This window comes from Micromonospora jinlongensis (assembly GCF_013410645.1).
Taxonomy (GTDB): domain Bacteria; phylum Actinomycetota; class Actinomycetes; order Mycobacteriales; family Micromonosporaceae; genus Micromonospora; species Micromonospora zamorensis.
Genome location: NZ_JACCHK010000001.1, coordinates 3116335 through 3138325, shown reverse-complemented (window position 1 = coordinate 3138325; position 21991 = coordinate 3116335). Strand labels below are relative to the sequence as shown.

The window sequence follows — 21991 nt, the reverse complement described above, 5'->3', positions numbered from 1 at the left end:
TGGCCTCCTCAGCGGCTCGTGGCGTCGTGGTCCGGGTGGTGGCGCTGGTCGGGCGTGTGCTGGCCCAGCGGTTCCTCGCCGAGCAGGTCGGCGAAGAGTGCCCGGTAGTGGACGACCGCCTGCCGGAGCTCCTCGGTGCTGGCCTCGCCTCGGGTGTTGCGCAGGTGGATGTCGTGCGCGTCCCGGTAGTTGCTCAGCGTGCGGGCGTGCTCGACGGAGAGGTGGGCGATCTGGTCGGAGAAGTCGCCGGTCGGGTAGCCCTGCTCCTCGATGAGCCGGGTGACCAGTTCGTCGGCGTCGCCGACGGTCTCGCCGGGTGAGTCGATGAAGCGGACCTGGAGTTCCTCCCAGGCGGCGCTGTAGCGGGCCCGGGACTCCGGGCTGAGCGGGGTGAGCGAGAGCTCGGCGTGCCGGCGTTCCCGATCGCGCAGCTCGCGCTCCGCGGCGGACCGGCTGTCCTGCTCCGCCACCACCCGGTCGTACTCCGGCCCGAACTTGCTACGCAGCGCGCGGCGGCGGCCGAGCTGCCGCACGGCCACGGCAGCCGCCGCGACGATCACCAGCACGACCAGCACGATGACGATTACCTGAGTGGGCGACATGGGCTCCTCCTTCGTCTCCTGGTATTCCCTCCGCACACTGATCGCCAATCCCGATCCGGGACACTTTCCTGACGACAGACGCAGTTCACCGTCCCACTGAAACTTGACTCATTCCAGAAAAGGCGGTTGGGTGGGGTGATGCACCCACAGACCAGCAAGCCGATCCTCACCACCCGGCAGGGTCACCCCGTGCACAACAACCAGCAGCAGCGGACGGTTGGCTCCCGAGGGCCCGCGACGCTGGAGAACTACCACTTCCTGGAGAAGATCAGCCACTTCGACCGGGAGCGGATCCCCGAGCGGGTGGTGCACGCGCGCGGTTTCGTCGCGCACGGCGAGTTCGAGGCGTACGGGACGATCGGCGACGAGCCGGCCGCGACCTACACCCGGGCCAAGCTGTTCCAGACCCGGGGCACGAAGACCCCGGTCAGCCTCCGCTTCTCCACCGTCATCGGCGGCCGGGACTCATCCGAGGCCACCCGCGACCCGCGTGGCTTCGCCGTGAAGTTCCGCACCGAGGACGGCAACTGGGACCTCGTCGGCAACAACCTGCCGGTCTTCTTCATCCGGGACGCGATCAAGTTCCCCGACGTCATCCACTCGCTGAAGCCGGACCCGGTGACCTTCCGGCAGGAGCCGAACCGGATCTTCGACTTCATGTCCAACACGCCCGAGTCGATGCACATGCTCACCTGGCTGTTCAGCCCGCGCGGCATCCCGGCCAACTACCGGACGCAGGACGGCTTCGGCGTGAACACGTACCGCATGGTCAACGCCGCGGGCGAGGGCGTCCTGGTCAAGTACCACTGGAAGTCGCGGCAGGGCATCGAGTCGCTGACCGAGGAGCAGGCCGCCGCCATCCAGGCGCGCGAGCTGGGCCACGCCTCCAGGGACCTTTACGAGGCGATCGAGCGCGGCGAGTACCCGCAGTGGGAGCTGAACGTCCAGATCATGAGCGACGACGAGCACCCGGAGCTGGACTTCGACCCGCTGGACGACACCAAGACCTGGCCTGAGGACGTCTTTCCGCTGCTCCCGGTCGGCCTGTTGACCCTCAACCGCAACGTCAGCAACTTCCACAACGAGAACGAGCAGATCGCGTTCGGCACCGGCGTGCTGGTCGACGGCCTCGACTTCTCCGACGACAAGATGCTGGTCGGGCGCACCTTCTCCTACTCGGACACCCAGCGCTACCGGGTTGGCCCGAACTACCTCCAGTTGCCGATCAACGCCCCCCGCCAGGACGTCCAGGTGAACACCAATCAGGACGGTGGTCAGATGGCGTACGGGGTGGACAGTCGGGGCGGCAACCCCCACATCAACTTCGAGCCGTCCTCGGTGGCCGGTCTGCAACAGGCTGACGAGTCGTACCGGGAATACCAACCGTTCGTCTCGGGCCGGGTCATGCGGGCGCCGATCGAGCGGCAGAACAACTACGCCCAGGCCGGCGAGCGCTTCCGCACCATGCCGCAGTGGGAACGCGACGACCTGGTGAAGAACATGATCAACCTGCTGGGTCAGTGCGACAAGCAGATCCAGGAGAAGATGGTCTGGCACTTCAGCCAGTGCGACGACGCCTACGGCCGACGGGTCGCCGAGGGCCTCGGCATAGCCGACGACGCCTGACCCGTCCACCACGACGAACGCCCCGCCGGTCCGCCAGCGGGGCGTTCGCCGTCTGCCCGCAGGGCCACACCCTCCGGCGCGGCGCGTCTCGGAGCGTCGATCTCGAGGCGACGGGCGGTAGTGCAACGGCCCTTGATTACGTATCCTGCCCAAGGCGCCCGCGCTGGTGCCCGACGTCGACGCCGGGCACGCAACCGGCCGACGCGTTGCCCGGCGGTGCCGGCACCCCTCCTGCCACCCCTGTACGGGCGAGGTCTGATGAGAACCCGCGACTGGCCGATCCGCTCGAAGCTGACCGCCCTGGTCGTTGCGCCGGTGAGCGCGCTCCTGGCGTTGTGGATCTTCGCGACCACGTTGACCTTCGGGCCCGCCCTCAATCTACTCTCGGCCCGCACCCTGCTGTACGACCTGGGCCGTCCCGGCGAGGCGGTGGTCACCGAGTTGCAGCGGGAACGCCGCCTCTCGGTGGTGCAGCTCGCCGGCAGCGCCGATCTGCCGGCCCTGGCCGAGCAGCGTCAGCGCACCGATCGCGCGGTCGCCGAGCTGCGCCGCCGGGTTGACGGAGAGGCGCTGCGCGACGCGGCCGACGACCTGCTGGAGGACCGTGTCGACCGGCTGGTCACCGCTCTGGCGGCGCTGCCGACGGGCCGGGACTTCATCGACGACCGGATGATGGACCGTCCCGGCGCGATCGGCCTCTACAGCGGCATGGTCACCGCGGCCTTCCAGGCGTTCTCCGCGATGGCCACCCTGACCGATCCGGACATCAACCGGCAGGCGCTGGCGCTCACCGCGCTGGGCCGATCCCGGGAGCTGCTCGGCCAGACCGACGCCATGCTGGCCGGCGTACTGACCGTCGGCCGCTTCGCCGACGGGGAACACGCCCAGCTCGTGCAGTCCATCGGCAACCAGCGGTGGCTCACCGAGAACGCCGTGGCCGACCTGCCCGAGGCCGGGCGCGTCGCGTACCAGCGACTGACCGAGAGCCCGGCGTTCACCAGCCTGCGCGCCATGCAGGACGCTTTGGTCGCGGCCAACCGGCCCGGCCGGCCGCCGGTGGACGCCGCGTCCTGGCAGGCCAGCCACGATGCCGTACAGCAGCAGCTACGGGACTTCGAGCTGGCCGAGGCCGACGGTCTCACCGACCGCTCAGTGCCGATGGCGGTCCGGATCCTGGTCCGGCTGGCCGCCGCCGGGGTGCTCGGACTCGCCGCCGTGGTGATCTCGGTGCTGGTGGCGGTGCGGGTCGGCCGCACCCTGGTCCGACGGCTCAGCGGCGTCCGTACCGCTGCGCTGGAGCTGGCCGAGCACCGGCTGCCGGACGTGGTGACCCGACTGCGCCGAGGCGAGCAGGTCGACGTCGCCCGGGAGGCGCCACCCCTGGAATACGGCAACGACGAGATCGGCGAGGTAGGGCGCGCCTTCACCGAGGTGCAGCGCACCGCCGTCCAGGCCGCGGTGGACGAGGTCACCCTGCGTCGCGGGCTCAACGAGGTCTTCCTCAACATCGCCCGACGGAGCCAGAGCCTGGTGCACCGTCAGCTGCACCTGCTCGACCGGATGGAGCGGCGCGCGGAGGACCCGGACGAGTTGGCCGAGCTGTTCCAGGTCGACCACCTGGCGACCCGACTCCGCCGGCACGCCGAGGACCTGGTCATCCTCGCCGGCTCCGCGCCCGGCCGTGGGTGGCGAAACCCCGTCGCGATGGTCGACCTGATCCGCGGCGCGATCTCCGAGGTCGAGGCGTACGACCGGGTGGACATCACCGCCGTGCAGCCGGCCGGAGTGCTGGGCCGGGCCGTCGGCGACGTCATCCACCTGCTCGCCGAGCTGGTCGAGAACGCCACCGCCTTCTCCCCGCCGGACACCCGGGTCACCGTCGTCGGGGAGCAGGTGGCCAACGGGTACGCCCTGGAGATCACCGACCAGGGGCTGGGCATGTCCGACGCGGCGCTGGAAGCCGCCAACACCCGACTGGCCAGCTCGCCCGAGTTCGATCCGGCGCAGAGCGCGCGGCTCGGCCTGTTCGTGGTGGCCCGGCTGGCGGCCCGGCACCACGTACGGGTGCGGTTGCGGCCCTCCGGCAAGGGTGGAATGACCGCGGTGGTGCTGATCCCCACCGACCTCGTCACCACCGAGCCTCCGGCCGGCCCCGACCCCGCCACCCTGGGTGCCGCCTCGGCCGACGCGGGCCGACGGCTGGCGCGCCCGGTACGCCGGGCAAGCGTGCCCCGCGCACGCACCCGCCCGTCCACGTCCCCGACCGCCGCCAAGTCCCCGCCCGCTTCGTCCGCCGTCGCGACGCCGGCCGCCTCCGCCACCGGGGGATCGACCTCGGACACGTCCGCGCCGAACGGGACTGGCGACGCGGGAGCGGAATCCTCCGCCGCGACGACTGACGACGGGCTGGACGGCCTGCCCCGCCGGGTGCGACGCCACACTCCCGTCGCCCAGCCCCGGTCGACCGTCACCGACACCCCCTCGCCCCGGTCCCCGGAGGAGGTCCGCCGAGTGATGGCCGCCCTCCAGGCCGGCACCGCACGCGGACGCGCCACCGTGATCACCCCGGCGGCGCCGAACGGCCCGGCGGCCACGACCGACCCCACCGGCCCGGCGGCCACGGCCGACCCCACCGACCCGGCGACGACCGCCGAACTCCCCAACCGCGACTGAGAGGGACGCCTAGTGCGGCATTCGACGAAGCAGAGCGCCGGCCTCGACTGGTTGCTCGACGAGCTGGTGCAACGGGTCCCGGCCGCCCGGGAGGCGGTGGTGCTCTCCGCCGACGGTCTGCTGCTCGGCTGCTCGGCCGAGTTGGAGCGCTCCGACGCAGAGCACCTCTGTGCCCTCGCCGCCGGCTTCTCCAGCCTGGCCCGAGGCGCCAGCCGGCACGTGGACGGCGGCCCGGTCCGCCAGACCGTGGTGGAGATGGAATCGGCGTACCTCTTCGTCACCGCCGCCGGGCAGGGAGCCTGCCTGGCGGTGGTGAGTGACGCCGACGCGGACATCGGGCTGGTCGCGTACGAGATGGCGATGCTGGTCATCCGGGTGGGGGAGAGCCTCGCCGCGCCGGCCCGATCGTCGGTGGGAACCGGTGATGCGGACTGAGCCGCCCGGGCCGCAGCACGAGTGGCTGGACAGCGACGCCGGCCCGGTGGTGCGGCCGTACACCCTCACCGGAGGGCGGGTACGCTCCGCCGTCGACGGTTTCAACCTGGTCGCGTTCGTGCTGGCCGGATCGGACGTCGACGCGGCGAGCCATCCGCACCTGCTCCCGGAGCACCGACGGCTGATCGCGTTGTCCCGCCAACCGGTGTCGGTGGCCGAGTTGGCAGCCGAGCTGGACCTCGCGGTCGGTGTGGTCCGGGTCCTGCTCGGTGATCTCCTGACTGAAGGCCTGGTCGCGGTGCACGAGCCGCCGGCCGCCGGCATCCTTCCCGACGACGACATCCTCAAGGCGGTGGTCAGTGGACTCCGTGCGCTATGACCATGTGGGCACCAGCACCACGATCCCGCTGGCACTGAAGATCCTCATCGCGGGAGGCTTCGGCGCTGGCAAGACGACGTTGGTGAGCGCCCTGAGTGAGGTCCGCCCGTTGCAGACCGAGGAGGTGCTGACCGGCGCCGGGATCGGCACCGACGACATCTCCGGGGTGGAGGGCAAGTCGACCACCACGGTGGCGATGGACTTCGGCCGGATCACCATCAACGAGGACCTCCAGGTCTACCTGTTCGGCACCCCTGGTCAGGACCGGTTCTGGTTCCTCTGGGACGAGCTGGCCTTCGGCGCGCTCGGGGCGGTGGTGCTCGCCGACACCCGTCGACTGGCGGACTGCTTCCCCTCCATCGACTACTTCGAGCAGCGGGGCATCCCGTTCGTGGTGGGCGTGAACTGCTTCGACGACTCGCGTCGGTTCAACCTGGAGACCGTACGCCGGGCGCTCGACCTGGACCCGGACGTGCCGATGGTGCTCTGTGACGCCCGGGACCGGCAGTCCGCAAAGATGGTGTTGATCTCTCTGGTCGAGCATGTGGCCCGGCAGCGCGGGGAGCCGGTGCCGACGGCCTGAGATCCGGGCCGGAAAGCCGGTTAAGGGCCGGGCAACGCGGGCAGCCTCTGGTTGGATCAGCGGGGGACGCCAGCGGAGGAGTCGGACGTGAGTGGTCAGGGTGAGATCGTCCACATCGGGGGTTACACCGCGCAGAGCGGTGGGCGGGGCAGCGGCATCGTCGCGGCGCGCCGCGACCCGACGACGGGGGCGCTGACCCCGCTCGGCACGGTGGCGGTGACCGCGTCCCCCTCGTTCCTGGCGCGGCATCCCACCCACCCGGTGCTCTACGCGGTCAACGAGCTGACGGACGGGGAGGTCAGCGCCTGGCGGGTCGGGTCGGAGGGCAGGCTGGACCCGCTCGGCAGCCGGTCGACCGGCGGTGCGGAGCCCTGTCACCTGGCGGTGCTGCCCGACGGCGGTCACCTGGTGGCGGCCAACTACGGCAGCGGCAGCGTCGCGGTCTTCCCGCTCGACGCGCAGGGCGTGCCCGGCGAGCGCACCGACCTGGTGGTGCACGAGGGGCACGGCCCCGACCCGGAGCGCCAGGACGGCGCCCACGCCCACATGGTCTCGCCGGGTGCCGGCCGGGCACCGCTCCTCGCGGTGGACCTCGGCACCGACTCGGTCTACCGGTACGACCTGGACGACGCGAGCGGGCGTCTGGTGCCCCGTGGACCGCGCATCCGCACGGCACCCGGCACGGGGCCCCGGCACCTGGCCCGACACCCGGACGGACGACGCTGCTACCTCGTCGGTGAGCTGGACGCCTCGGTCACCGCGTACGAGCTCACCGACGACGGCGCGTTGCACCAGCGCGGTCGGGTCGAGGCCAGCGAGCGGTCCGGTCATGTTCAGCCGTCGGAGGTCGCGGTGGCCCCGGACGGTCGCTACCTCTATGTCGCCAACCGGGGGGCGGGGACGCTGGCGGTCTTCACCCTGGCCGGGGAGCTGCCCGAGCTGGTGGCTGAAGTGGACACCGGTGGCGAGTGGCCCCGGCACTTCGCGCTGATCGGTGAGCACGTCTACGTCGCCGACGAGCGGGCCGACATGGTGCGCGTTTTCCGGAGAGACATCGAAACCGGTGTGCCCGAGGCGGTCGGGGAACCGGTGCTGGTGCCGAGCCCGACGTGCGTGCTTCCCTGAATCTGCGCCGTTCAAACGCGAGGGCGACGCTGATTAGGCAACGCCCCGGGGCCGGTGCGTCACTCTGTGTCGCAAAATGGAGGTCAACTGTTTCTCCTGCGTAACTTTAGTCCGAACGGATGTGGCAGAGAGGGCACCTTGTACGCAAGATGGTCACCGTGTCAGCAGGCCGCCATCGCATGCGTTCGAAACTCCACCTAGCAGCCGCCGCCGCGACGGCGACGGTGCTCGTCGTCACGACCGGCGTATGGTTCGGCTATCGGGAGTTGATCCAGCCCAACTGCTCGGGCGAGATCCGACTCGCCGTGGCGGTCGCCTCCGAGCTGGCCCCCGCGGTGGACGCCGCCGCGTCGCAGTGGGTCAAGGACGGTGCCGCGGTGGGGCCCACCTGCATCCGGGTGGACGTCTCCGCCTCCGACCCGGTCGACGTGGCCGCAGTGGTGGCGGCGAAGCACGGTGCGGTCCTGGCCGGTGTGGGGCAGGCCAGCGGCACCGCCGTCAGCCCTGACGTCTGGGTGCCCGACTCCTCGACCTGGTTGCTGCGCTTGAAGAAGGACGCGACGGCGTTCGCCCCGACCAACGGCGCGTCCATCGCGCGCAGCCCCATCGTCGTGGCGATGCCGGAGCCGATCGCGACCCGGCTGGGCTGGCCGGACAAGAAGTTCAACTGGACCGACCTGCTCAAGCAGGTCAACAACACCAGCACGCCGCTGCGGACCGGAATCGTCGAGCCGACCCGCGACGCGGCAGGCCTGTCCGGCCTGCTGTCGCTCACGGCGGCAGCCAACGGCGCTGGCGGAGACGCCCAGCAGAACACCGTCGGCGCGCTTCGCGCACTGGCCACCGGGCGCTCCTCGCTCCGCAACGATTTGCTGGCCCGCTTTCCCACGGCCAACGACGCGACCTCCATCGCCAGCGGCCTCGGCGCGGCCGCCCTGTCCGAAGAAGACGTGATCGCCTACAACAGCAAGAAGCCACCGGTGCCGCTCGCCGCGCTCTACATGGAGCCGGCGCCGATGCCGCTGGACTACCCGTACGCGGTGCTGCCCGGCATCGAGCCGAGCAAGGCGTCGGCGGCCCGGGTGCTGTTCGAGCTGCTCACCAGCCCCACCTTCCGCAACCGGCTCGCCGCGCAGTCGCTGCGCGCGCCGGACGGCAACTGGGGTGAGGGCTTCAAGGCGCCGCAGGGCGCCCCCAGCCCGTCCGGCGGCGCGCCGACCGCACCGGCCAACGGTGGCACCGCCGCGGGTGGCCTCGACCCGGCTGCGATCCAGCGGGTCGTCTCCAGCTGGTCGATCGCCACCCAGTCCGGTCGGATGCTGGCCGTCATCGACGTCTCCGGCTCGATGAAGGAGCCGGTGCCCTCCGCCAACAACCGGAGCCGGGAGGAGGTCACCGTGGACGCGGCACGCCGCGGCCTCGGCCTCTTCGACGACTCCTGGTCGATCGGCCTGTGGACCTTCTCCACGAAGTTGGTCGGCAACCGGGACTACCGACAGCTGATCCCGATCGGACCGCTCTCCGGCCAGCGGGCCCAGCTTGAGGGGGCGCTCGCCACCATCAAGCCCTCCAGCGGCGACACCGGCCTCTATGACACGATGCTGGCCGCTTACCAGGCCGTGCAGGAGGACTGGCAGCCCGGCCGGGTCAACTCGATCGTGCTGTTCACCGACGGCAAGAACGAGGACGACGGCCTCAGCCAGCAGCAGTTGCTCGCCAAGCTCAAGGAGCTCGCCGACCCGGAGCGACCGGTCCAGGTCATCATGATTGGCATCGGCGAGGGCGTCAGCAAGGCCGAGCTGGAGTCGATCACGAAGGTGACCGGCGGCGACGTCTTCGTCACCAAGGACCCGAGCGAGATCGGCAGCATCTTCCTCAGCGCCATCGCCCGGCGCCCCCCGGCGCCGCGCTGATCCGGCGCTCAGACGCCAGAGGGTCTGCCGTACCGTCAATCCGGTGCGGCAGGCCCTTTTTGGCCACCGTGTTGAAGAAAAGTGACGGCAATACGTCCGAAGCAATCGGCCGTCATAGTTGTCAAGGCAGGATGTCGACTGTTCCGGCATAGTCGGTCCGCCTCCGGACCGACCCGTCGGCCGGGGCCATCCTGAACAGAGTGGGAGGGCCGGTGACCGCGGCGACACTGTTGACCCCCGCCACGTCGGCGGGGCCGAATGGCCGTCCTGCTGGTCTGGTGGCGCGCGCCGACGAACGGTCCTACGTCCGGGTTCTGGTGGTGCTGGACACCACCATCCTCATCATCGCGCTGCTCATCGGCTACGTCACCCGCTTCGGCGACAACGAGCCGACCGGCTCGGACGTCCCGTACGTGTTGGTCGCCCCCGGGTTGGTGCTGGCCTGGCTGATCTCGCTCAAGTTTCTCGGCTGCTACGACGACCGGGTGATCGGCTACGGGGCGGACGAGTACCGGCGGGTGAGCTCCGCCAGCCTGCGACTGGCCGGTGCGATCGCCATCGTCGGTTACATCGCCGATTTCGGCGTTTCCCGGGGTTTCCTCGGAATCTCCTTCGCGGTGGGCACCGTCGGGCTTGAGGTGGCGCGGTTCGCCGCCCGCAAGCGCCTGCACCGGGCCCGATCGCTGGGCGCCGGGTGGTCCCGCAAGGTGCTGGTGGTCGGCGACACCGCCCACGTGTTGGAGTTGGTGCACACGTTGCGCCGCGAGCCGTACGCCGGATACCAGGTGGTCGGCGCGTGCATCCCGGACGCGCTGCTCGCACCGGTGGCACAGCGGCTGGGCGACGTGCCGGTGGTGGGGTCCTTCCGGGGCATTCCGGAGGCGGCCACCGCGATCGGCGCGGACACCGTCGCGGTGACCGCGTCGGGTGAGCTGACCGCGGCCCGTCTGCGTCGCCTCGGTTGGCAACTGGAGGGGACCGGCGTCGACCTGGTGGTGGCACCCGCGCTGACCGACGTCGCCGGCCCGCGGATCCACACCCGCCCGGTCGCCGGCCTGCCGCTGATCCACGTCGAGGCCCCGGAGTTCCGCGGAGCACGCAAGCTGGTGAAGGGTCTCGTCGACCGGTCCGTCTCGTCGCTGGCGCTGGCGCTGCTGCTGCCGCTGATCGCGTTCATCGCCCTGGCCATCAAGGTGGACAGTCGGGGTCCGGTGCTGTTCCGGCAGGTCCGCGTCGGCCGGGGCGGGCAGGAGTTCGGCGTGTTCAAGTTCCGCACCATGGTGGTCAACGCCGACGCCATGCTCGCCGAGTTGACCGCCCGCAACGAGACCGACGGCCTGATGTTCAAGATGCGCCAGGATCCCCGGGTCACCCGGGTGGGCCGGGTGCTGCGCAAGTGGTCACTGGACGAGCTGCCGCAGCTCGTCAACGTGCTGTTGGGTCAGATGAGCATGGTCGGGCCGCGCCCGCCGCTGCCCTCGGAGGTGGCCCGCTACGACGGCGACGTGGCCCGGCGGCTGCTGGTCAAGCCGGGCATGACCGGCCTCTGGCAGGTCAGCGGTCGCTCGGATCTGAGCTGGGAGGACGGCATCCGGCTCGATCTCTACTATGTGGAGAACTGGTCCCTCGCCGCCGACCTCACCATCCTCTGGAAGACCTTCGGAGCGGTGCTGAACGGCCGCGGGGCTTACTGACCGCGCCGGTCACGGTTGCGGGCCGTACCAGTCCAGGCAGACGACCACCGCGTCGTCGACCAGGTCACCGGCCACGAACGCGCGCAGGTCACCGATCAGCGACCGGACGGCGTCCAGCGGCGCCATCGGCCCCGTCCGGCGCAGGAACCGGTCCAGTGCCGTCCCGCCGTAGCGCATGTGCTGCCCGGTGGCCTCCAGCACTCCGTCGCTGACGACGAAGAGCCGGTCGTCGCGCTCCAGCGGGAACTTCTGCTCGTGGTAGTCGGTCGCCTCGAACATGCCGAGCGGGAACTGCGCCTCCAGGGGCTGCTCGGTGACCTCCCCGCCGCGCAGCAGGACCAGTCGGGGTGAGCCGGCGTCGACCACGGCCATCGTCCCGGAGCGAAGATCCAGCTCCATCAGCAACGCGGAGAGGTGCTGCTCGCCCCGGTACAGGTCGTAGATGGCCTGGTCGGCGAGGGCGGCCTGGTCGGCCAGGCTCAGCCCGGCCCGGCGCGCGTTGCGCAGCGCGTGGGTGGCCAGCGAGGTGAGCAGGGAGGCGGCGACGCCCTCCCCGGTGCCGTTGATGGTGGCCAGCCAGAGCCGCTCCCCGTCGTCGGACCAGTCGAAGCTGTCGCCGCGCACCGTGTACGCCGGCTCCAACTGCCCAGCCAGGCTGAACGAGGGTCGGATCCGACTGCGGCCGGGAAGCAGGTCCCACTGCATCTCGGCGGCCAGAGTGAGGCGCTGGCTGCGCCGCGCCGCCCGGTAGACGTCGGTGCCGGCGGATACCGCCGCCACCTCGTGGGCGAGCGCCGTGGCGATCTCGGCGAGCGCGGCGAGAACGTCCGGGTCGTCCGGGACGGGCGACAGGCACAGCACCCCCCGGCGCTCGCCACGCATGGTGACCGGGAACCACCCGTTGCCGTCGGTGAGTATCGGTGACTGGTGGTCGAAGGCCCGCCAGGCGGGGTGCCCGGGGCTGTCGATCGGCTCACCGTCACCGAGCGGCAGGAGCTCCGCGAGCCGGTAGTCGACCTGGTACAGCTCGACGTCGGTGATCCCGTACGACCGGCCGAGCACGTCGCCGACGCCACTGACGAGCCGGTCGGCCGGTGTCTGGTTCAGGGCGCGCCGTGCCTGACTGACCGGTTCGCTCATCGTCGCTCCCTTGCTAAAGCTCGACCACCAGCGGGTTCGGAGTATTCTCGGCCCACCATGGCCGATGTGAACGGTCCGACGGACCCCGAGACGAGTATGGCTGCCGCGCTGGACGCGGTGGCTGCAAGCCTGCTGGGCATCTGGGAATCTGCCCGGGAGGGGACCGCCAGTCGCGTCTCCGGCGCCCAGCTACGGGCCGTGATGGTGGTGGAACAGGCCGACGGGATCAACCTGCGTCGGCTCGCCACCCAGCTCGACATGCTGCTCAGCTCCGCCAGCCGCCTCTGCGACCGGCTGGTCGCCGCCGGCATGCTGGAGCGCGAGCCGGGCCGCTTCGACCGGCGGGAGATCTCGCTGCACCTCACCCCGGAGGCCCGCCGGCTCCTCGCCGAGATTCGGGCGGAACGTCAGGAACAGCTCGGGGCCGTGCTGGCCGGGATGAGCCCGGAGGGTCGCGACGCGCTGCTGCGTGGGATGCGGGAATTCGACGAGGTCGGTCGCCGCCAGCAGGCGGACGCCACGTCGGTACTGGGCGAGCCCACGGAGCAGGAGGACTGGCCGGGCCCGGACCGGCCCGGTGGGCGGTCTCTGCCCACCGATCCGGCCCGGCAGACCGGTGGGGCCTGGGCAGGCTCGTCGGGTGCCCAGGAACGCTCGGTCGGCCCCACCCGGGACTGGCCGGCCGGCGGCCCACCGGTGGCGCGCAGCGCCTGATCGCGCCGCTCGGGCCTGGTGCGGCCGTGAGCGGGTCGCGCACATTCTGGCCGGAACCGCTCACGCCGGCACCGACGCACAGACGGCCAGCATCGCGACGTCGTCGTGGGCCTGCCCGTCCAACCAGTCGTCGACAGCCCGGAGCACCCGGTCGATCAGCGCCGACGGCGGCTGCCCGGCCGCCGACGCGACCGCCGCACGCAGCCGGGCCTCACCGAACATCACCGCGTCGCGGGGCCCGCGCGCCTCGGTCACCCCATCGGTGTACGCGAGCAGCAGGTCGCCCGGGTCGAGGTGCACCCGGGTCTCGGCGAACCGTGCGGCCGTCAGCGCCCCGACCGGCATGCCACCGACCGGGACCGGGGTGACCGTGCCGTCGGTGGTGACCAGCAGTGGTGCCGGGTGGCCCCCTCCGGCGATCCGGACGTCCACCCCGGCGGGCCCGCGGTCCAGGGAACCGAGCAGCAGAGTGGTGAGCTGGCTGCGCCGCGCCGCGTCCGGCGCGTCGAACAACGCACGGTTGAGCAGCTCGATCAGCTCCAGTGGGCGCTGCTCGACAAGCCGCAGCGTCTGCAACGACTGGCGGACCCGGCCGGTCAGCACGGCTGCGCCCACGCCCCTGCCGCACACGTCGCCGAGCGCGAACAGGGCGCCGCGCGGGTGCGGGAACACCTCGTAGAAGTCGCCTCCGATGCGGAGGCTGTCTCCGGCGGCCCGGTAGCCGCCGGCCAGGGTCACGCCGGGCACGGAGGGCAGCTCGGGCGGAAGCAGACTGGCCTGCAGGACCCGGGCCAGGTGGGCCTGCTCGCCATGGAGGTCGGCCGTGGCCAGCGCGGCACCCGCCCGGGCGGCGAACTCCCGGGCAAGCTCGATGTCGCGCTGGTCGAAGTCGGCCCGCCCGCCGCGTCGGACGAGCAGCAGAGCGCCGACCGACCCTTCGGCGCCGAGCATCGGGCTGACCAGCACCATGCCGGGGTGGCCGAACCCGGGCGGCAGCATGGCGGCCAGGTCGGCGAGCTCGGTGTCGCGCCAACGGCTCGGCTCGGTGAGGTCGCCGGTCAGCGCCTCGGCGAGCCCGGGGACGGTGTCGGTCAGCGTCTCCGGGGCCAGCCCACTGACCGGGGCGGGCTCGCCGTCGGCGTACCGGATCCAGCGGGCATGCGGCTCGGCCGGCGCGGCCGGTCGGGGCAGGGCCACGGCGACGTCGGCCAGGTAGGGCACCGCGAGGGTGGTGGTTGCCAGGAGCACCTGGTCCCGGTGCAGGGACAGCCCGAGCCGGCTGCCGGCCTGGGCGAGGAACGCGGTGCGGGAGCGTTCGGCGAGCAGGGCGTCGGCGCGGGCTTGCTCCTCGGTGGCGTCGCGCACGTACCACGCGAAGCGGGAGCCGGCGAGCTGTCGCCGGACACCGCGCAGTCGTCGGCCGCGGTGGTCGGCGTCGAAGCGGTCGGCGTCGCTGGCGACCGCCCGGGCCAGGGCCGCCACCGGGCAGCGGGACAGCCCGGTGCCGACGGTGATCTCCGGGAGCAGCTCCGCCGCCATGGCGTTGAGCAGGGTGACCCGGCCGGTCTCGTTCGTCGTGAGGACCGCCTCGGCGAGACCGTCGAGCAGCTCGCGGGCCAACGGCGGGTCGGCTGGCAGCGGAGTGCCGCTGGGTTGCCGGGCCGTGGTCACCGCCGGACGCCGGCTCGCGTCTGACGACTCGTGCGCATGCTGCTTCTCGACTCCTCACACGGCATCGTTGCTGAGGGGCAAAGAATACCGATCCGCACCGACAGACGCCCAGTGCGCGGTGTCGATCAGCCGGAGCGGGCCAGCCACCCGGCGGGCTGGGCGACGATCCGGCGGACCACCGAGCCGGCGGCACCCACCGCGGCGGCCTCCGCGCCGAGCGTCGACGGCCGGACCGTGACCGGCGACCAGGCGGCGGTCAGCACCCGGCTGGCGATCTCGGCGAGCACGGGAGGGCACAGCCAGGGCGCCAGCGCCGCGTACCCGCCGCCGAGCACCACGGTGTCCAGGTCGAGCAGGTTCACGACGCCGGCCACCGCGACGCCGAGCGCCGTCCCGGCGTCGTGCAGCGCCCGGAGCGCGTCGGCGTCGCCGGCCTCGGCCAGCTCGGCCAGCCGCGCCGTCGCGGTGTCCGCCGGAAGCTCCGCCCGGGCCAGCCCGGCAGCGGCCACGATCGCCTCCTGGCCGGCGTACTGCTCCAGGCAGCCCTGCCCGCCGCAGCGGCAATGACGGCCCTCGGGGTGGACCGGAAGGTGCCCGATCTCACCGCTCCAGCCGCGCACGCCGCGGAACAGCGCCCCATCCAGCACGATGCCGGCGCCGATGCCCACCTCTCCGGAGATGTGCAGGAAGCTGGACGGGCCGGGTGGCCGGGAGTGCAGCTCACCGAGCGCGGCGAGGTTGGCCTCGTTGTCCACGACCAGGACGGGGACGCCGGGCACCTGCTCGACCAGCGGCGGATGCTCGGCGAGCAGTGCGGGCACGGGCACGTCGCGCCAGCCGAGGTTGGGCGCGAGCCGGACCATCCCGGCGTCGTCCACCAGGCCGGGCACCGCGAGCGCGGCCCCGACCAGGGTGAGGCCCTGCTCGGTGGCGTCGTCGCGGGCCGCCACGGCCATCTCGACCAGTTGGGCCAGCGCGTCGGTGGGAGCCACCGGGCGTAGGTCGGCCCGGTGCACTGTGCGATGGCGGACCTGGCCGGCGAGGTCCACCACGCACACCGCCAGGTAGTCGACGTTGACCTCCAGCCCGAGCCCGGCCGGCCCCAGGTCGGCCAGGACCAGCCCGCGTGCCGGACGTCCGGCGCCGGAGCGGGGCGCCGGGTCGGATTCGCTGACCAGTTGGCCGGCGAGCAGGTCCTCGACCACCGCGGAGACGGTGGCTCTGGTCAGGCCGGTCGCGGTTGCCAGGTCGGCCCGGGACGGAGGACGGTGGGCTGCGGCGATGCGGCCGAGCACCAGGGCGAGGTTGAGCTCGCGCAGACTGCCCTGACGGACTGCGCCGGCCGGGGCGTGGGTGAGGCTCACCCCTTGACAGTGCCATAGGGCGAGCAAATAATTCAATGGCTGAACAAATAGCGGACAACACCACCACCCCGGAGGTCGCTCATGGCACCCCGTCCCACTCCCGCCGACAAGTTCTCCTTCGGGCTCTGGACCGTCGGATGGCAGGCCCGCGACCCGTTCGGTGACGCGACGCGCCCCGAGCTCGACGCGGTCGAGGCGGTGCACCGGCTCGCCGAGCTGGGCGCGTACGGCATCACCTTCCACGACGACGACCTGATCCCGTTCGGCGCCGACGCCGCCACCCGTGACCAGCACATCGCCCGGTTCCGCAAGGCTCTCGACGAGACCGGCCTCGTGGTGCCCATGGTCACCACCAACCTCTTCACCCACCCCATCTTCAAGGACGGCGGTTTCACCAGCAACGACCGCGACGTCCGCCGGTACGCGCTGCGCAAGGTGCTGCGCAACGTCGACCTGGCCGCCGAGCTGGGCGCGAGCACCTTCGTCATGTGGGGTGGCCGCGAGGGCTCCGAGTACGACGTCGCCAAGGACGTCCGCGCCGCGCTGGACCGCTACCGCGAGGCGGTGGACCTGCTCACCCAGTACGTCATCGACAAGGGCTACAACCTGCGGTTCGCCCTGGAGCCCAAGCCCAACGAGCCGCGCGGCGACATCCTGCTGCCCACCATCGGGCACGCGCTCGGCTTCATCTCCCAGCTGGCCCACCCGGAGATGGTCGGCCTCAACCCGGAGGTCGGCCACGAGCAGATGGCCGGGCTCAACTACGCCCACGGCATCGCCCAGGCGCTCTGGCAGGGCAAGCTGTTCCACCTGGACCTCAACGGCCAGCGTGGCATCAAGTACGACCAGGACCTGGTCTTCGGCCACGGTGACCTGATGAACGCGTTCGCCCTGGTGGACCTCCTGGAGAACGGCGGCCCGAACGGCGGGCCGACCTACGACGGCCCCCGGCACTTCGACTACAAGCCCTCCCGCACCGAGGACATGGACGGTGTCTGGGCCTCGGCGGCGGCCAACATGAGCACCTACCTGCTGCTCAAGGAGCGGGCAGCGGCGTTCCGCGCCGACCCCGAGGTCGTCGAGGCACTTGCCGCCAGCAAGGTCGGCGAGCTGAACACGCCGACGCTCGGCGCGGGCGAGAGCTGCGACGAGTTCCTGGCCGACCGTTCCGCGTTCGAGGATGTCGACGTCGACGCGGTGGCCGCCCGGGGCTTCGCGTTCGTCCGGCTCAACCAGCTCGCCGTCGAGCACCTGCTCGGCGCCCGCTGAGGCCCCGCCATGCCGTTGGTCGCAGGCGTCGACTCGTCCACCCAGTCCTGCAAGGTGGTCATCCGGGACGCGGAGACCGGTGCCCTGCTCCGGCAGGGCCGGGCGCCGCACCCGGATGGCACCGAGGTCGACCCGGAAGCCTGGTGGCAGGCACTGCGTAGTGCCGCCGACCAGGCCGGTGGGCTGGCCGACGTGGCCGCGATCTCCGTCGCCGGCCAGCAGCACGGCATGGTGTGCCTCGACGAGGACGGCCGGGTGGTCCGCCCGGCGCTGCTGTGGAACGACACCCGATCCGCCGACGCTGCCGCCGACCTCGTCGAGGAGGCCGGCGGCGGCGCGGCCGGGCGTCGGTTCTGGGCCGAGGCCACCGGCAGTGTGCCGGTGGCCAGCTTCACCCTCACCAAGCTGCGTTGGCTGGCCACACACGAGCCGGAGCGGGCAGCCCAGGTGGCGGCCGTCTGCCTGCCGCACGACTGGCTGACCTGGCGGCTGGCCGGCGCACCGGGGCTGGACGCGCTGCGTACCGACCGGGGTGACGCCAGCGGCACCAGCTACTGGTCGCCGGCCACCGGGCAATACCGACTGGACCTGTTGGAGCGGGGCTTCGGCCGGCGGTTGGTGCTGCCCGAGGTGCTCGGTCCGGCAGAGTCGGCCGGAAAGCTCTCCGACGTACTGGGTGGGCCGGGCGGCGCGCTGCTCGGCGCGGGCACCGGGGACAACGCTGCCGCCGCGCTCGGCGTCGGCGCCGGGCCCGGTGACGTGATCGTCTCGATCGGCACCTCCGGCACCGTGTTCAGCGTCGCCGACGTGCCCGCCGCCGACGAGAGCGGTGCGGTGGCGGGCTTCGCCGACGCGTCCGGTCGCTTCCTGCCGCTGGTCGCGACGCTCAACGCGGCCCGGGTGCTGGACGCCGCCGCCGCGATGCTCGGGGTCAGCCTGGACGAACTGGCCGAGCTGGCACTCTCCGCGCCAGCTGGCGCGGGCGGGCTGGTCATGGTGCCCTACCTGGAGGGTGAGCGGACGCCGAACCGTCCGCTCGCCACCGGAGCGGTGCACGGCCTGACCCTGCGCACGTCGACCCCCGCGCACCTGGCCCGGGCCGCCGTGGAGGGCATGCTCTGCGCCCTCGCCGACGGCCTGGACGCGCTGACCGCGCAGGGTGCCACGGCCCGCCGGGTCATCCTGGTCGGCGGCGGAGCCAGGTCGGCCGCGGTCCGTCGGATCGCGCCGCAGGTCTTCGGCTGCCCGGTCGTCGTCCCGCCAGCCGGGGAGTACGTCGCCGACGGCGCCGCCCGCCAGGCCGCGTGGGTCGCCCTGGGTGGTCCCACGCCGCCGGTCTGGGCGGTCGAGGGCACCGAGGAGTACGCCGCCGAGCCCGTCCCCGCCGTGCGTGACCAGTACGCCGCGGCCCGCGGACTGGTTCTCGACCGGCGCTGACAGTCGGGATCGACGCGGGTGGGTGCCGGTCGACGCTGACCGGCACCCACCCGCGTGACGACCTCCTCGACTGAGTCTGGTTGGCTGCCGGTCATGACGGTGACCAGTGGCGGGCCCGGCCAGGGGCGGGCGCAGCCCGGCCCGCGCCCCCCTGGCCGGGGTGGTGGCCCGGCCCACCGGTTGTACAGCGTCGTGGTGTTCGTGCTGCTCGCCTCCCTGGACAACGTGGCGATCGGGCTGGTGCCGCCGCTGTACGGCCCGATCTCCGACGCGTTCAACGTGTCGGGGCGGCTGCTCGGTCTGGTCACCGCGGTCAGCTTCCTGGTCAGCGCCGTGGCGGCGGTCGGCTGGGCGTACGTCGGCGACCGGACCAACCGCAAGCCGCTGCTCATGGTGGGCACGCTGCTCTGGGCGGCGGGCACCGGCGGCAGCGCGCTCGCCGGCGGCTACCTGACGTTCCTCACCGCCCAACTGGTCGCGGCGGTCGGCCTCGGTGCGGTCGGCTCGGTCGGCTTCTCGGTGGTCACCGACCTGATCTCACCGACCCGGCGCGGGTTGGTGATGAGCTTCTGGGGGCTGTCCCAGGGGATCGGCACCCTGGCCGGCACGCTCGTCGGCGGGCTGCTCGGTGCGACCGACTGGCGGCGACCGTTCCTGCTCCTGACCGGCGTCGGCCTGGCCGCCACCCTGGCATACCTGTTCACGTACGACGTCCGCCGTGGCCAGAGCGAGCCGGAACTGGCCGGCAGGCTGGACGCCGGCGCCGAGTACGACTATCGGATCAGCCGCGCCGACCTACCGCGCATCCTGGCCCGACGGACCAACCGGTGGCTGATCCTGCAGGGTCTGACCGCGCAGGCCGCCTTCGGCTCGCTGGTCTGGCTGCCGGTGCTCTTCGCCGAACGGGCCGAGGCCCAGGGATATTCGACGTCGACAGCGGTGGTGGTGGGCAGCGTCTTCGCCACACTGTTCCAGCTCGGCGGGGTGCTCTCCATCGTGGGCGGCCTGATCGGCGACGCGGCGCAGCGCCGTACGCCGAGAGGGCGCGCCCTGGTCGCCGCGGTGGGCATCCTCGCGGCGCTGCCGTTCTACCTGGTGTTGTTCTTCGTTCCGGTGACCATCGACGTGCCGGACGGCGCGAGTGGCGGCGCGGTTGTCGGCGCGGTGCTGGCCAGCGTCTTCACCGAGCCGTCGGTGGGGCTGAGCCTGCTCACCGCGGTCGTCGCGCTCGCGCTGACCTCGGCCAACTCGCCGAACTGGTTCGCGCTGATCGCCGACGTCAACCCACCGGAGCACCGGGGCACGGTCTACAGCCTGGGCAACCTGGTCAACGGGGTTGGTCGCGCGGCCGGCAACGGGTTGGTCGGGGTGGCGTTCCAGGGGCTGCGAGCGGCCTTCCCGCCGCCGTTGAACTTCGCCGTCGGGCTGGCTGCGTTCCAGCTCTTCTTCATACCCACCGGCGTCATGTACTGGCTCGCCTCGCGGACCTCACCCGAGGACATCGACAACGTGCACGACCTGCTGCACACCCGCGCCGACCGCCTCTGACCAGCTCCAGCGCCCCAACCCTCCAACGCCTGCCCGGTCGATCATGGAGTTGTGGTGCCCATTTTGGCCTTTGCAGGTGTTTGTCACCCACCACAACTCCATGATCGACGGGACTGGGCGGCGAGGTCAGCCTCGCAGCCAGACTGTTACGTCGGTCGGGACGGTCTTGTCGTCATTCAGGGGTGCGCTGGTGGCGAGCACCTCGGCACCGGCCGGCAGCGGCACCGCGGCCGCACCGAAGTTGGTCAGCACGGTCAGCTCACCGTTGCGGAAGGTCAGCGTCTCGTCGCCCGAGGACACCCACTCCAGGGTGCCCCTACCCAGCCCGTGCTCCCGGCGCAGCCGCAACGCCGCGCGGTACAACTCGTACGTGGAGCCGGGCACGTCGCGCTGGCGGTCCAGCGCGTACTCCGCCCAGAGAGCGGGCTGCGGCAGCCAGCTCGCGTCGGTGGGCCCGAAGCCGTACGACGGGGCGTCGGCCTCCCACGGAATCGGCACCCGGCAGCCGTCCCGGCCACGCTGGGTGTGCCCGCTGCGCTCCCAGGTCGGGTCCTGCCGGGCCTCGTCGGGCAACGTGGTGTGCTCGGGTAGCCCCAGCTCCTCGCCCTGGTAGAGGTACGCCGAGCCAGGCAGGGCGAGCATCAGCAGGGTGGCTGCCCGGGCCCGGCGCAGACCGAGGGCCGCGTCCGGCTGCGGGTCGCCGATGCCGATGCCGTTGGGCCGTACGGTGCCGATCGGCAGGCCGAGCCGGGAGGCGTGCCGCACCACGTCGTGGTTGGACAGCACCCAGGTGGTCGGCGCGCCGACCGAGTCGGTCGCCTCCAACGAGCGGGTGATCACCGCGTACTGGGCCGGTGCGGTCCACGCGGCCAGCAGGTACTCGAAGTTGAACGCCTGGTGCATCTCGTCCGGGCGCACGTAGCGGGCCAGCCGCTCGGCCGGCTCCACCCACGCCTCGGCGACGAGCACCCGCTCGCCCGGGTAGCTGTCCAGGACCTGCCGCCACTGCCGGTAGATCTCGTGCACGCCGTCCTGGTCCCACATCGGCGGGCGCGGCTTGTCGATCTCGTTGCCGGAGAGAATTTCCTGCGGCTCCTGCCAGTCGGCCAGGTCGGCCTGCTTGATCAGGCCGTGCGCCACGTCGACCCGGAAGCCGTCCACCCCACGGTCCAGCCAGAACCGCAGCACGTCCAGGAACTCCGCGTGGACCTCCGGGTTGTCCCAGTTGAGGTCTGGCTGGCCGGTGTCGAACAGGTGCAGGTACCACTGGCCGGGCTGCCCGTCCGGGTCGACCGTCCGCGTCCAGGCCGGGCCGCCGAAGACGCTCTGCCAGTCGTTCGGCGGCTGGTCACCGGTCGGGCCGAGGCCGTCCCGGAAGATGTACCGGGACCGTTCCGGGCTGCCGGGCGCGGCGGCCAGGGCGGCCTGGAACCAGCGGTGCGCGGACGAGGTGTGGTTCGGCACCAGGTCCACGATCACCCGCAGGCTGCGGGACCGGGCCTCGGCGATCAGCTTGTCCGCGTCGGCGAGGGTGCCGAACAGCGGGTCGATGTCGCGGTAGTCGGCCACGTCGTAGCCGGCGTCGGCCTGCGGCGACGGGTAGAACGGGGAGAGCCACACCGCGTCCACGCCCAACTCGACGAGGTGGTCGAGGCGGGCGGTGATGCCGGGTAGGTCACCGATTCCGTCCCCGTCCGAGTCGGCGAACGAGCGGGGATAGATCTGGTAGATGGTCGCCTCGGTCCACCAGCCGGTGACCGGGTGACCGGAGGGGGTCTGCTGCGTCGGATCGGTGTTCAGGGTCTTCTCCCGTGTCGA

Annotated in this window: 17 protein-coding genes; 12 read left to right on the top strand and 5 right to left on the bottom strand. The window is 72.1% G+C overall.

Going from position 1 to position 21991, the window contains the following annotated elements:
• Nucleotides 1-8: 8 nt before the first annotated feature.
• Nucleotides 9-602: a hypothetical protein gene (locus HNR22_RS13680; RefSeq protein WP_179780699.1), complete on the bottom strand. Its 594-nt coding sequence runs from the start codon at nt 600-602 to the stop codon at nt 9-11.
• A gap of 138 nt (nt 603-740) precedes the next feature.
• Here HNR22_RS13680 and HNR22_RS13675 point away from each other — a divergent pair, with 138 nt between their 5' ends.
• The 8 genes from HNR22_RS13675 to HNR22_RS13640 all read left to right on the top strand — a co-directional run bounded on the left by HNR22_RS13675 (nt 741) and on the right by HNR22_RS13640 (nt 11030).
• Nucleotides 741-2228 carry a catalase gene (locus HNR22_RS13675; RefSeq protein WP_179780698.1) on the top strand — a complete coding sequence of 496 codons (1488 nt, stop codon included), beginning with the start codon at nt 741-743 and terminating at the stop codon, nt 2226-2228.
• A gap of 258 nt (nt 2229-2486) precedes the next feature.
• Nucleotides 2487-4901, top strand: a complete 2415-nt coding sequence (locus HNR22_RS13670) for a sensor histidine kinase (RefSeq protein WP_179780697.1) — start codon at nt 2487-2489, stop codon at nt 4899-4901.
• Between the two features lie 12 nt (nt 4902-4913).
• Nucleotides 4914-5336: a roadblock/LC7 domain-containing protein gene (locus HNR22_RS13665; protein WP_179780696.1), complete on the top strand. Its 423-nt coding sequence runs from the start codon at nt 4914-4916 to the stop codon at nt 5334-5336.
• A complete protein-coding gene (locus tag HNR22_RS13660) occupies nt 5326-5715 on the top strand; it encodes a DUF742 domain-containing protein (protein ID WP_179780695.1) in 390 nt (129 codons plus the stop codon). The genes HNR22_RS13665 and HNR22_RS13660 overlap by 11 nt, the downstream gene beginning before the upstream one ends.
• Nucleotides 5696-6298, top strand: a complete 603-nt coding sequence (locus tag HNR22_RS13655; RefSeq protein WP_179780694.1) for an ATP/GTP-binding protein — start codon at nt 5696-5698, stop codon at nt 6296-6298. The genes HNR22_RS13660 and HNR22_RS13655 overlap by 20 nt, the downstream gene beginning before the upstream one ends.
• 87 nt (nt 6299-6385) lie before the next feature.
• Nucleotides 6386-7423, top strand: coding sequence for a beta-propeller fold lactonase family protein (locus HNR22_RS13650; RefSeq protein ID WP_179780693.1), 1038 nt, complete (start codon nt 6386-6388; stop codon nt 7421-7423).
• 158 nt (nt 7424-7581) lie between these two features.
• The gene (locus HNR22_RS13645; RefSeq protein WP_179780692.1) at nt 7582-9336 is read left to right on the top strand and encodes a substrate-binding domain-containing protein; all 1755 of its coding nucleotides are present in this window, start codon (nt 7582-7584) and stop codon (nt 9334-9336) included.
• Between the two features lie 212 nt (nt 9337-9548).
• Nucleotides 9549-11030, top strand: a complete 1482-nt coding sequence (locus tag HNR22_RS13640) for an exopolysaccharide biosynthesis polyprenyl glycosylphosphotransferase (RefSeq protein ID WP_179780691.1) — start codon at nt 9549-9551, stop codon at nt 11028-11030.
• 9 nt (nt 11031-11039) lie between these two features.
• Here the strand turns inward: HNR22_RS13640 and HNR22_RS13635 are convergent, their stop codons facing one another.
• Nucleotides 11040-12170 (bottom strand): PP2C family protein-serine/threonine phosphatase, encoded by a 1131-nt coding sequence (locus tag HNR22_RS13635; RefSeq protein WP_179780690.1) that lies wholly within the window; start codon nt 12168-12170, stop codon nt 11040-11042.
• A 66-nt stretch (nt 12171-12236) separates the two neighbouring features.
• Here HNR22_RS13635 and HNR22_RS13630 point away from each other — a divergent pair, with 66 nt between their 5' ends.
• Complete coding sequence (locus HNR22_RS13630; protein WP_343059813.1) at nt 12237-12884, top strand: MarR family winged helix-turn-helix transcriptional regulator; 648 nt, start codon at nt 12237-12239, stop codon at nt 12882-12884.
• A gap of 60 nt (nt 12885-12944) precedes the next feature.
• On the opposite strand, the gene HNR22_RS13625 is transcribed toward HNR22_RS13630, so the two are convergent.
• Together HNR22_RS13625 and HNR22_RS13620 are read right to left on the bottom strand one after the other, a co-directional pair.
• A complete protein-coding gene (locus HNR22_RS13625; protein ID WP_179780689.1) occupies nt 12945-14555 on the bottom strand; it encodes a SpoIIE family protein phosphatase in 1611 nt (536 codons plus the stop codon).
• A 125-nt stretch (nt 14556-14680) separates the two neighbouring features.
• Nucleotides 14681-15919: an ROK family protein gene (locus HNR22_RS13620; protein WP_179780688.1), complete on the bottom strand. Its 1239-nt coding sequence runs from the start codon at nt 15917-15919 to the stop codon at nt 14681-14683.
• A gap of 81 nt (nt 15920-16000) precedes the next feature.
• On the opposite strand from HNR22_RS13620, the gene xylA reads away from it, so the two are divergent.
• The 3 genes from xylA (at nt 16001) to HNR22_RS13605 (ending at nt 20173) form a co-directional block, all read left to right on the top strand.
• On the top strand, nt 16001-17188 hold the full coding sequence (gene xylA, locus HNR22_RS13615) for a xylose isomerase (RefSeq protein WP_179780687.1): 1188 nt from the start codon (nt 16001-16003) through the stop codon (nt 17186-17188).
• 9 nt (nt 17189-17197) lie between these two features.
• Entirely contained in the window at nt 17198-18625 is a 1428-nt protein-coding gene (xylB, locus tag HNR22_RS13610) for a xylulokinase (RefSeq protein WP_179780686.1), read from the top strand.
• A 93-nt stretch (nt 18626-18718) separates the two neighbouring features.
• The gene (locus tag HNR22_RS13605) at nt 18719-20173 is read left to right on the top strand and encodes an MFS transporter (protein WP_246380827.1); all 1455 of its coding nucleotides are present in this window, start codon (nt 18719-18721) and stop codon (nt 20171-20173) included.
• A 126-nt stretch (nt 20174-20299) separates the two neighbouring features.
• On the opposite strand, the gene HNR22_RS13600 is transcribed toward HNR22_RS13605, so the two are convergent.
• The gene (locus HNR22_RS13600) at nt 20300-21973 is read right to left on the bottom strand and encodes a glycoside hydrolase family 13 protein (RefSeq protein ID WP_179783542.1); all 1674 of its coding nucleotides are present in this window, start codon (nt 21971-21973) and stop codon (nt 20300-20302) included.
• Between the last annotated feature and the right edge of the window lie 18 nt (nt 21974-21991).

What these genes read in the sequence shown, in the direction of transcription:
- HNR22_RS13680 (WP_179780699.1), bottom strand. Translation starts at nt 602, where the DNA reads ATGTCGCCCACTCAGGTAATCGTCATCGTGCTGGTCGTGCTGGTGATC.
- HNR22_RS13675 (WP_179780698.1), top strand. Translation starts at nt 741, where the DNA reads ATGCACCCACAGACCAGCAAGCCGATCCTCACCACCCGGCAGGGTCAC.
- HNR22_RS13670 (WP_179780697.1), top strand. Translation starts at nt 2,487, where the DNA reads ATGAGAACCCGCGACTGGCCGATCCGCTCGAAGCTGACCGCCCTGGTC.
- HNR22_RS13660 (WP_179780695.1), top strand. Translation starts at nt 5,326, where the DNA reads ATGCGGACTGAGCCGCCCGGGCCGCAGCACGAGTGGCTGGACAGCGAC.
- HNR22_RS13635 (WP_179780690.1), bottom strand. Translation starts at nt 12,170, where the DNA reads ATGAGCGAACCGGTCAGTCAGGCACGGCGCGCCCTGAACCAGACACCG.
- xylA (WP_179780687.1), top strand. Translation starts at nt 16,001, where the DNA reads ATGGCACCCCGTCCCACTCCCGCCGACAAGTTCTCCTTCGGGCTCTGG.
- xylB (WP_179780686.1), top strand. Translation starts at nt 17,198, where the DNA reads ATGCCGTTGGTCGCAGGCGTCGACTCGTCCACCCAGTCCTGCAAGGTG.
- HNR22_RS13605 (WP_246380827.1), top strand. Translation starts at nt 18,719, where the DNA reads ATGACGGTGACCAGTGGCGGGCCCGGCCAGGGGCGGGCGCAGCCCGGC.